Here is a 9,918-nt window from a genome sequence, read left to right on the forward strand (position 1 = left end):
AAGTCGTCGGGCGTGCGACGCATCACTCCGAGGTGCCGGGAGGCGCCGGCGCCGACTCCGTCAAACTCCGCGATCGCCTCCGCCTCCTCGACAGGCGCACTGCCGCGTGGACGGCGAGGAACACCAGACCGTAGGCCAGAGCTGTCCACGAGGACGTCGGGCGTCCCGTCCAGTACGTGGCGAAGAAGGCGGGAACCGCCACGAGCGCGGCGATCGCCGCGCTCCCCTGCACCAACCGCGGGAAGGAGTCCGCCACGAGCGCGGCCGTCGCCGCGGGGACGACGACGAAGGCTATGACGAGGACCGCTCCGGCCGTGTAGAACGAGGCGGTCAGGGTCAGCGCGACGAGGGCCATCGCCGCCCCGCGCAGTCCGCGCACCGGCACGCCCAGGGTCCTGGCGTAGTCCGGGTCGAAGACGACGAGCGCGAGTCTGCGGTGCGTCGCGGCCAGGAAGAGGACGTTCAACAGGAGCACCGCCCCCATGGCGTAGCAGTAGACCGGCCCGAAGTCCCTGCCGGCGATGATGAGGCGGTCGACGGCCACGACGTTGGGGTCGCCCACCAGGACGGCCTCTTCCTGTAGGTGCAGGTGCGAGAAACGCGTGGACAGGAGGATGACGCCGACGGAGAAGAGGCCCGGGAAGACCAGGCCCTGGGCAGCGTCTCCGGCGACCAGGCCGGTGCGCGAGAGGCCCTCCGCCGAGGCGACGACGACCAGCGCGAGCGCGGCCGCCCCCAGGACGAGCAGCGGCGAGCCGATCGGCCAGACGATGGCGGCCAGCACGACGCCCGGGAAGGCGGCGTGCCCCATGGCGTCGACCAGCATCGACTGGCGGGAGGTCACGAGGAAGGCTCCGGGCAGGGCGCACGCCACGGCCGTGACGGCGATGAGGGCCAGCACTCCGGCGGCGTAGGGGGTCAGCGTCATCCGAGCGCCTCCTCGCGCTCGGCCGGGTCCGGGCGAGCGGGCGGCGTGCTCGCAGGCTCCGGGGCGCCGCCCTCTCCGGCGAGCTCGCGCAGCAGCGCGCGCCGGGCGCTGCGCCTGCGGAGGGCCCGCACGAGCAGGGATCTCTTCGGGGAGGCGACGAGGGCCACGGCCGCATTGGCGGTGAGCACGAGCACGGTGACCGGACCGGAGGGGACCCTGCCCGCGCCGACCGAGACGAGTGCGCCGACGACCGAGGCGGCCATCCCGAAGGCGCCGGCCAGCAGGGTCATCGCCCCCAGGGAATTCGTCCACTGCCGGGCGGCGACGGCGGGGAAGACCACGTATGCGATGACCAGCACGAGGCCCACGGACTTCAACCCGATGACCACGGCGACGACGGTGGCCGCCGTCACGGTCACTTCGACCAGTCCGATGGGGCGCCCGAGGACGCGTGCGGCGTCGGGGTCGAAGACGAAGAGCTGGACGTCGCGCCACAGCAGCAGGAGGGCGGCGAGCGCCGCGCCCGCGAAGGCGGCGGAGACCCGGATGTCGGACCACGTGACCGTCGAGGCGTTGCCGAACAGGTAGTCCTTCAATCCCGCGCGGGAGGAGGGGAAGGACCGGGAGTTGATCTCGGCGAGCAGAGCCATCCCGCCGCCGAAGGTGACGGCCAGGACGACGGCCATGGCCGCATCCGGGCCCACGCGGCTGGTGTCGGCGATGCGCGAGGTGAGCAGGGCGGACAGGACCCCCACGATCGCGCTCACGAGGACGATGACGAGGATCGTGCGCCCGTCGATCCCCAGCAGCGTGACGCTCACGAGGAATGCGAGCGTCACGCCGAGCATCGAGGAATGCCCGATGACGTCGGCGATCAGGCTCTGGCGGCGCAGATAGGTGAAAGTGCCCAGGACGCCGCACGTGCATCCGATGACCAGCGTCCCGGCGATCACCCGCTGGTAGACGGTCTCCGTCAGGAGGTCGAGGATCATTCCCGCCCTCCGTCCGCGCCCGCCCAGTCCATCGACGAACCGCCGTAGGCGGCGCGCAGATTCTCGGGAACGAGGGTCCGGTCGATCGGCCCGGCTGCGACGAGTTCGACGTTCACCAGGGCCACCCGGTCGCATATGCGGGTGAGGGTGGACAGGTCGTGGTGGACGAGCATGACCGTGCGGCCCTGCTCCCGCAGGCCGTCGAGGACGCCCATGATCCGACGTTGGGAGGCGACGTCGATCCCCGCGAAGGGCTCGTCCATGAGGAACAGGTCGGGGTCCTGGGCGAGCACCCTGGCCAGGAACACGCGCTGGCGCTGGCCTCCGGAAAGCTCGCCGATCTGCCGCCGCTCAAAGCCGTCCATGCCGACCCGTTCGAGCGCTCCGGCCGCGGCCCGCTTGGACTCCCGGCTCGGCCGCCGCCCCCACTTCAGGGTCCCGTAGGTCCCCATGAGGACGACGTCGGCGACCGTGGCCGGGAAGTCCCAGTCCACCGAGACGCTCTGCGGCATGTACCCGACCCTGTTCCTGACCGAGCCGAGGCGCTCGCCGAAGTAGCGGACCTCTCCGGTCAGCCGCGGGATGAGGTCCAGGGCGGCCTTGAGCAGGGTGGTCTTGCCCGCGCCGTTCGGGCCGACGACGCCCATGGCGGCCCCCGCGGGCACGCTCAGGGTCACGTTCCGCAGGACGGGGACGTCGCGGTAGGCCACGGATAGGCCGTCGATCCGGACGGCGCAGTCGTCGTCGGTCACTTCGCGCCGAGCTCCGTCGTGATGGCGTCGACGTTGTTCTGGAAGACGCCGAGGTAGGTGTCCACCGGAGCCTTCTCCCCCAGGGAGTCCGCGTAGAGCTCCTTGTCGGAGATCCTCACGTCCCAGCCCTTGGCTTTGACCGCTTCCCTGAGGGACTTGACGGCCTGGGGGTTCTTCAGATTGTCGACGAATATCGCCGGGACTTTCGCCGAGACGATGGTGTTGACGAGCTCCTGGAGCTCGCTGGCGGAGAGTTCGGCCTCCGAGCTGACGAAGTCCGTCGCGTGGACCTTCAGCCCATAGCGCTTGCCCAGGTAGTTGAAGGCGTCGTGGCCGGTGACCAGGACGCGGTTGGCCTGCGGGATGCTCTCGAAGCGCTTCTTCGCCTTGGCGTCGATGTCGGCGATCTTCCCGTTGAACTCCTTGGCGTTCTTCTTGTAGGCCTGGGCGTGGGAAGAGTCGAGCTCGGCGAACCTGTCGCCGATCTGGGTGACGACGTTCTGCCATATCTCGGGGGAGTTCCAGATGTGGGGGTCGTAGAGCTTGTTGCCCTTGTCGTCCTTCTCGGGCCAGTCGAGCAGCTTGTCCTTCGGCACGCCGGCCCCCACCTCCAGGCCCCTCTTGCCCTGGGCCTTGAGTTTGTCCGTCATGAGCGCCTCCAGGTGCAGGCCGTTCCACAGCACGAGATCGGCGCCCTGCATGGCCTCGATGTCCTGGGTCGTCGGCTGGTAGGTGTGCGGATCGCCTCCCGGCTTGACCATGGTGGTGATCTTGGCTCCGGGCGCGATCTGCTTGGCGGCGTCCGCGAGGTATCCGGTGGTGGCGAATACTTTGAGACCCTTGCCCGGAAGCGAGGATCCCGAGCCGGAGCCCGATCCGGAGTCGGAGCCTGACGTGCTGCACGCGGTCACGCCCGCGCACAGTGTCAGCGCGGCGAACACCGCCGTGAAACGACGCATGAGCGACATGATGACAATCTCCTTCGATTGCGGCGGCGAATGCCGCCGGGTCGAGCGTCAGGTGCGGCCAACCACCCCAGGCGTAATAAGGGAAGCCGCCCCTAACTCAATGGTGCGCAGACCATTGTAGCTTTCGACCGCTCGAAAATCGAGAAGAGTTCTCACCCGGAGAGCCGGACTGCGATCCCCGCGGGGATCGCGCCCTCGGTTCGCGCCTGCGTCGGCGCGGATCCGCGCGTCCGAGCGGCGGGTGTGCACTCGGACCGGCGGCGCTCGGGAGCCGAGGCGGCGGCAGGCGGGGCCTGTCAGGCCGCGAACCTGCCCAGCAGGCGCCGGATGCGGGCGAGCGTCTCGTCCTTTCCGAGGATCGCCATGGAGTCGACGACGGGAATCGAGACGTTCGTGCCCGTCATGGCGACGAAGAGCGGAGCGTAGGCCAGGCGGGGTTTCATCGCCATCTCGGTGACGAGCCGCTCGTCGAGCGCGGCCTTGATCGCCGCGGCGTCGCCCCCCTCGAGCCCTTCGATCGCCTCGGCAGCGCCGGCGAGGGCAGCGGGAGCCGAATCCTTGAGCTTGGCCACGGCCTTCTCGTTGTATACGACGCCCTCGGCGCCGACGAAGAGGAAGCGCAGCAGGTCCGGCGCCTCGCCAAGAAGCTGCATGCGGGTCTGCGCCAGAGGCGCGGCGGCGTCGAGGATCCTGCGTTCGGCCTCGGTCAACCCCTCGTACCCGTCGGAGCCCACGATCCCCTCGCGCGCAAGGAAGGGAACCAGGCGCGAGGCGTAATCGGCGACGTCGAGCCGGCGAATGTGTTCGGCGTTGATGGCCGTGCACTTCTTCTCGTCGAACCTGGCGGGGTTGGGGTTGACGGCCTCGATCTGGAAGGCGGCGACCATCTCCTCCTTCGTGAACACGTCGCTGTCCGGGCTGATCGCCCACCCCAGCAGGGCGAGATAGTTGAGCAGCCCCTCGGGGATGACGCCGCGCTCGCGGTGAAGCAGGAGGTTGGATTGCGGGTCGCGCTTGGAGAGCTTCTTGTTCCCCTCCCCCATGACGTAGGGCAGGTGGCCGAACCGCGGAGTGAACTTCGCGATTCCGAGCTCCTCGAGCGCGCGATAGAGCACGATCTGGCGCGGCGTGGAGGAAAGGAGGTCCTCTCCGCGCAGCACGTCGGTGATCTCCATCATGGCGTCGTCGACCGGATTCGTCAGCGTGTAGAGGGGGTCGCCGTTGGCGCGGACGATGACGTAGTCGGGAACCGATCCTGCCTTGAACGTGATCTCTCCGCGCACGAGGTCAGTGAAGGAGACGTCGGCGTCGGGCATGCGCATGCGAATGACCGGCTTTCGGCCCTCCGCCCTGTAGGCCGCCTTCTGCTCCTCCGTCAGGTCGCGGTCGAAGCCGTCGTAGCCGAGCTTCGGGTCGCGCCCGGCGGCTCGGTGGCGCGCTTCGACCTCCTGCGGCGTGGAGAAGGACTCGTAGGCGTAGGCGGCGGCCAGGAGCTTCGCGGCGACGTCGCGGTAGATCTCTCCGCGCTCGGATTGGCGGTAGGGCCCGTGGGGTCCGCCGACGCCGACGCCCTCGTCCCAGTCGAGTCCCATCCACGTCAGCGAGTCGACGATCGCGCCGAAGGACTCCTCGGAGTCCCGGGCGGCGTCGGTGTCCTCGATGCGGAAGACGAACGTGCCGCCCACGTGGCGCGCATAGGCGTAGTTGAACAGGCACGTGCGCACCATTCCCACGTGGGGGGCGCCGGTCGGCGAAGGGCAGAATCGAACGCGGACGTCGGCGCCCGCAGCATTTGTGATAGCCATGATGTAACAAGGGTAACGCCCGCGAGCCTGCCGAGGCTTCGCGAAGCCGTGCAACGCCGGGCGCCGTCCGGCGCGACCGCCGGCGATGGCGGCGTCCGCGGAGGCGAGACCGCCGGCCGTATGCGGCGGTATGTCGTATCGGCGCCGCCCGGAAGCCTTCGCGCCGGATCGCGAGGCCGTGTCGGTCCGGCCGGGTCGGCAGCCTGAGAGGACGGAGGGAGCGCCAGTCGCCGAGGCGCGACGACCAGCCGCAGAGAGCGCCTGCCCGCGGCGTGAACGCGTATGATTTCCGCCATGCGGCAATTCGACTTCGACTCCGTCGACCTGGACGCCATGGCCCGCTCAGGCACCGTGAAGTGGTCCGCCTTCCCGAACTCCTCGGACTATCCCGAAGCCATCGGAATGTGGCTCGCCGAGATGGACCTGGGCATCGCCCCCGAGGTGCGGGACTTCATCGTCGGATGCGCGGACCGGGGAGACTTCGGGTACGTCTCCGACGAATGGCGGAAACGGACCGTCGGGGCGACCATCGCCTGGGCCCGCGACTTCGGCTGGGAGATCTCCCCCGAGCGGACCTTCCTCTCGCCCGACGTCCTGACGGGACTGCGAATCTCGATCGACAGGTTCACGTCGGCCGGCTCGCCCGTCATCGTGCCCACCCCGGCCTACATGCCGTTCCTCACCCTCCCGCACGAGCACGATCGCGACGTCATCGAAGTACCGTCCGCCCTGGGCGAGGACGGCCTGTGGCGCCTCGACTACGAGGGAATCGAGGCGGCCTTCGCGCGCGGCGCCGAGCTGCTCGTCCTGTGCAATCCCTGGAACCCCGCGGGGCGCTGCCTGACGCGCGGCGAACTCGAACGGCTGGCCCGCATCGTGGACGCCGCCGGCGGACGCGTCTTCGAGGACTGCGTCCACCTGCCCCTCCTGCTCGACGGCGCCGAAGCCGCCGTCTACGGCGCCCTGGACGTCGCCTCCCGGCACACCGTCACGGCGGTGGCGGCGTCGAAGGGCTGGAACATCCCCGGCTTGAAATGCGCCCAGATCGTCTTCGCCGACGAGGGGGACGCGGCCGCCTTCGCGCCGCACGCGCACGCGGTGAGCGGAGTCGCCTCGACCCTCGGCGTGCAGGCGGCGGCGGTGTGCTACGAGGAGGCGGGCGAATGGAACCGCCAGCTGCGCGGCTACCTGTCGGGCAACCGCGATCTCCTGGAGGCGCGCGTCGCCGCGTGGGACGGGGTGCGCATGGGGCGCGTCGAAGGCACGTACATCGCCTTCCTCGACTTCGCGCAGCTGGCCGAACGCGGGGCGTTCGGCGACCTCACCCCGGCGCAGTTCTTCGCGCGGCGCGCAGGCGTAACCCTCACGGAGGGCCGCAGCTGCGGGCGCGGCTTCGAATCGTCCTGCCGCATGATCTTCGCGACATCCACGGCCATCCTCACCGAGGCCCTGAACCGGATGGAGCGCGCGCTCGCGGGGGTGAGGAAATACGGAACCCCTTGCGCGTGACGTGACGTCACATGCTGTGATGGGGGGCGTGAAGGTCTCCGAGATCGCCTATCTGGCGGGCACGACGGTGCGGACGGTGCGCTGGTACCACTGTATCGGCCTGCTCCCCATTCCCGAAGGGCGGCCCCGGGACTACGGCTTCGACCACCTCGCCCGTCTCGTGCACATCCGATGGCTGGCGCAGTCGGGGATGAGCCTGAAGGCCGTCGGCCAGATCCTCGACAGCTCGCCGGAGGCGGATGCGCGGGGCGACCTGGATTCGGCCCTCGCCCGGATCGACGAGGAGATCCGCTCCCTGAAGGCCCAGCGCGAACGGATCGCCGGATTGAGGGAGCTCGCCGGCTCCGGGGCGAAGCTCTCCCCCGTCCCGGCATCCCTCGACCAGTTCTACGCCAGGGTCCGGGAGCGCCTGACCGACCCGGAGCAGATCGAGATCCTCGATCGCGACCGGGTCCTCGCCGCGCTGGGCGGGACCTCGTACAAGCTGCCGGATCTGGTCGGCGTCCACGTCGAGGAAGCCGACGTCGCCAAGACGGCCGAGGCCATCGAGCTGTTCGCCCGGGCTCGCCGCGCCGCCGACTGCGACGACCTCGCCAGACTCGCCGACCGCTTCCTGGACATCTACACCGAGCTCGCCGAGCGGATCGCCGGCCAGGGATTCGCCGAAGCCTTCGCGTCGTCCAACGACGGGCCCGGGCTGGAGCGCCTCCTGACCGCCTTGAGAGTCGCCTACCCCGACGACAGGCAGCAGGCCTTCATCGAACTGTGCCTGAGGAAGCTCGCGATACCGAGCCCGAACGAGCTCGGCGGCGCCGAGCCGGACCGAACCGGAACCGCTCCCACACGGGCCGTCGACCGGGCCGGAACCGACTGAGAGTTAGAAGAGTCAAAGGAAAGGACACCCCAGTGACCGAGACCATTGCCGTCGAAGGCCTCGTCAAGACCTTCGGATCCCTGCGTGCGCTCGACTCGCTCGACCTCGCTGTGGAGGAGGGAACCGTCCACGGATTCCTCGGCCCCAACGGGTCGGGCAAGTCGACGACGATCAGATGCCTTCTGGGCCTCTACCACCCCGACGCGGGCACGGTCAGGGTGCTGGGCATGAACCCGTCCGCCTCGGCGCGCGACATCAACCGGCGCGTGGCCTACGTTCCCGGCGAGGTCGCCCTGTGGCCCAACCTGACCGGCCAACAGGCCCTCGACGCACTGGCCGCTCTGCGCGGGAGCCGAGACGAGGCCCGCGAGCGCGAGCTTATCGAGCGCTTCCGCCTCGACCCGTCGAAGCCCATCCGCACGTACTCCAAGGGCAACCGGCAGAAGGTCATGCTGGTCGCCGCCCTCTCCGCGCCGGTGGACCTGCTCGTGCTCGACGAGCCGACGAGCGGGCTCGACCCCCTCATGGAGCGGATCTTCGGCGAATGCGTGGCGCAGGCGAGCCGGGCGGGCCGGACCGTGCTTCTGTCGAGCCACATCCTGGGCGAGGTGCAGGAACTGTGCTCGCACGTGACGATCATCAAGGACGGCGCGGCGGTCGAGACCGGCAGCCTGGAGCGGCTCAGGCATCTGGGCGCGCGCGAGATACGCGTGCGGGGCGAGGAGGATCGGCTGCGCGCCCTCGTCGAGAGCCTGGAGGCGGCGGGGATCGACGCATCGAGGGACGAGGGGGACGTCCTCGTGGAGGCCGGGGCCTCTCGCGTGCCCGACGTACTGGGCGCGGCCGTCTCAGCGGGGCTGGCGGACATCACGTGCACGGCGGCGAGCCTGGAGGACCTCTTCCTGCGCCACTACGAAGGGACGGTCCGATGAACGCACGGGATTTCACGACTCTCTTCCGGGTCGCTCTGCGCCGCCAGCGGTTCGCGTTCGCGGCCTGGGCGGGCTCCTTCTACCTCATCCTGGCGCTCCTGCCGAACGCCTACCGGAAGAACCTGGGGAGCATGGAGTTTCGCCGGTCCGTCATCGAGATGATGAACTCCAACGGCGCGACCCGGCTGCTGTTCGGCACGATCCCCCAGCCGGGGACCATCGGCCAAGCGATCCAGTGGGAGTCCGGGATGATCATCATGGTCCTCACGGCCGTCGCGGCCCTGCTCATCGTGACGACGGCCGGGCGCCGCGGCGAGGACGACGGCCTTCGCGAGCTCGTCGAGGGCACCGGGGTGAGCCGGGCGACCGTGTTCGCGGTCCAGGCGGCGATGGGGACGGCCTTCTCGGCCGTCGCGGGCGCGGGGTGCGGCTTCGTCCTCGCGGTGCAGGCGCCGCTGTTCTCGGAGGTCTCCGTGACGGGATCCGTGTGCCTGGGGGTCGCGATCTTCTTAGTCGGCTGCGCGTTCTCGGCGGTCGCGCTCGTGGCCTCCCAGCTCGCCGACGACGCCGTGGGGGCGCGCCGGCTCTCCCTGCTCGTCCTCTTCCTCGCCTTCGCCGTGAAGATGGCGGCCGAATCCAGTGAGCAGCGGTGGCTCCAGTGGCTCACGCCCCTGGGCTGGAAGGAGCCGCTCCACCCCTTCACCGACGACCGACTGGTGCTCGCGATCCCCATGGCCGCGATCGTCGGAGCCTTCTCCGCTCTGGCCTGGCGCCTGTACGCCGGCCGGGAGCTGCACGGAGCCTACCTGCGCTCGGCGAGGCGCTCGAAGGCCCGCCTGCGGGCGAAGAGCGTCTTCTCCCTGTCCCTGCGGCTGGGGCGGCGCAGGCTCACCGGATGGTTCGCCGGCGTCGTCGCCATGGCGGCGCTCGTCGGATCGATGGCGGGATCCTTCGTCACCTTGACGAAGAAGAACTCGAATTACAGCGACCTCGTCGGGAAGATGGGCGCCGGAGGCGACGTGACCGAGAAGATCGTCTCCATCTTCTCGATCATCGTCGGCATTCTGGTCATGTGCGAGGCGGTCTCCGCGATGGCCTCCCTGGCGGAGACCGAGAAGCGGGGGATCCTCGACGTCGAACTGGCCAGCGGCGCGTCCC

General features: G+C 69.8%; 9 protein-coding genes. 4 read left to right on the forward strand and 5 right to left on the reverse strand.

What is annotated here, in order from left to right; all coding sequences use genetic code 11:
• Window positions 1-22 precede the first annotated feature (22 nt).
• The 5 genes from HMPREF0043_RS07770 to gltX form a co-directional block, all read right to left on the reverse strand.
• Window positions 23-928, reverse strand: a complete 906-nt coding sequence (locus HMPREF0043_RS07770; RefSeq protein ID WP_021602466.1) for a metal ABC transporter permease — start codon at window positions 926-928, stop codon at window positions 23-25.
• Entirely contained in the window at window positions 925-1,920 is a 996-nt protein-coding gene (locus HMPREF0043_RS07775) for a metal ABC transporter permease (protein WP_021602467.1), read from the reverse strand. Before HMPREF0043_RS07775 ends, HMPREF0043_RS07770 begins: the two co-directional genes overlap by 4 nt.
• Window positions 1,917-2,672, reverse strand: a complete 756-nt coding sequence (locus HMPREF0043_RS07780; RefSeq protein WP_021602468.1) for a metal ABC transporter ATP-binding protein — start codon at window positions 2,670-2,672, stop codon at window positions 1,917-1,919. Before HMPREF0043_RS07780 ends, HMPREF0043_RS07775 begins: the two co-directional genes overlap by 4 nt.
• Entirely contained in the window at window positions 2,669-3,640 is a 972-nt protein-coding gene (locus tag HMPREF0043_RS07785) for a metal ABC transporter substrate-binding protein (protein WP_021602469.1), read from the reverse strand. Before HMPREF0043_RS07785 ends, HMPREF0043_RS07780 begins: the two co-directional genes overlap by 4 nt.
• A 296-nt stretch (window positions 3,641-3,936) precedes the next feature.
• Window positions 3,937-5,445 carry a glutamate--tRNA ligase gene (gene gltX, locus HMPREF0043_RS07790; RefSeq protein ID WP_040318134.1) on the reverse strand — a complete coding sequence of 503 codons (1,509 nt, stop codon included), beginning with the start codon at window positions 5,443-5,445 and terminating at the stop codon, window positions 3,937-3,939.
• Between the two features lie 294 nt (window positions 5,446-5,739).
• Here gltX and HMPREF0043_RS07795 point away from each other — a divergent pair, with 294 nt between their 5' ends.
• The 4 genes from HMPREF0043_RS07795 to HMPREF0043_RS07810 all read left to right on the forward strand — a co-directional run.
• Window positions 5,740-6,954 (forward strand): MalY/PatB family protein, encoded by a 1,215-nt coding sequence (locus HMPREF0043_RS07795; protein WP_051317499.1) that lies wholly within the window; start codon window positions 5,740-5,742, stop codon window positions 6,952-6,954.
• Between the two features lie 19 nt (window positions 6,955-6,973).
• A complete protein-coding gene (locus HMPREF0043_RS10310; RefSeq protein ID WP_021602473.1) occupies window positions 6,974-7,828 on the forward strand; it encodes a helix-turn-helix domain-containing protein in 855 nt (284 codons plus the stop codon).
• A 32-nt stretch (window positions 7,829-7,860) separates the two neighbouring features.
• Window positions 7,861-8,760 carry an ABC transporter ATP-binding protein gene (locus tag HMPREF0043_RS07805; RefSeq protein WP_021602474.1) on the forward strand — a complete coding sequence of 300 codons (900 nt, stop codon included), beginning with the start codon at window positions 7,861-7,863 and terminating at the stop codon, window positions 8,758-8,760.
• The coding region (locus HMPREF0043_RS07810) for a hypothetical protein (protein WP_021602475.1) at window positions 8,757-9,918 on the forward strand (1,162 nt) is incomplete at its 3' end. The genes HMPREF0043_RS07805 and HMPREF0043_RS07810, both read left to right, overlap by 4 nt.

Origin of the sequence: Actinobaculum sp. oral taxon 183 str. F0552 (assembly GCF_000466165.1) — a bacterium.
GTDB lineage: Bacteria > Actinomycetota > Actinomycetes > Actinomycetales > Actinomycetaceae > Peptidiphaga.

Coding starts and splice junctions, on each gene's coding strand:
- HMPREF0043_RS07770 (WP_021602466.1), bottom strand. CDS start 928: ATGACGCTGACCCCCTACGCCGCCGGAGTGCTGGCCCTCATCGCCGTC.
- HMPREF0043_RS07775 (WP_021602467.1), bottom strand. CDS start 1,920: ATGATCCTCGACCTCCTGACGGAGACCGTCTACCAGCGGGTGATCGCC.
- HMPREF0043_RS07785 (WP_021602469.1), bottom strand. CDS start 3,640: ATGTCGCTCATGCGTCGTTTCACGGCGGTGTTCGCCGCGCTGACACTG.
- gltX (WP_040318134.1), bottom strand. CDS start 5,445: ATGGCTATCACAAATGCTGCGGGCGCCGACGTCCGCGTTCGATTCTGC.
- HMPREF0043_RS07795 (WP_051317499.1), top strand. CDS start 5,740: ATGCGGCAATTCGACTTCGACTCCGTCGACCTGGACGCCATGGCCCGC.
- HMPREF0043_RS10310 (WP_021602473.1), top strand. CDS start 6,974: ATGGGGGGCGTGAAGGTCTCCGAGATCGCCTATCTGGCGGGCACGACG.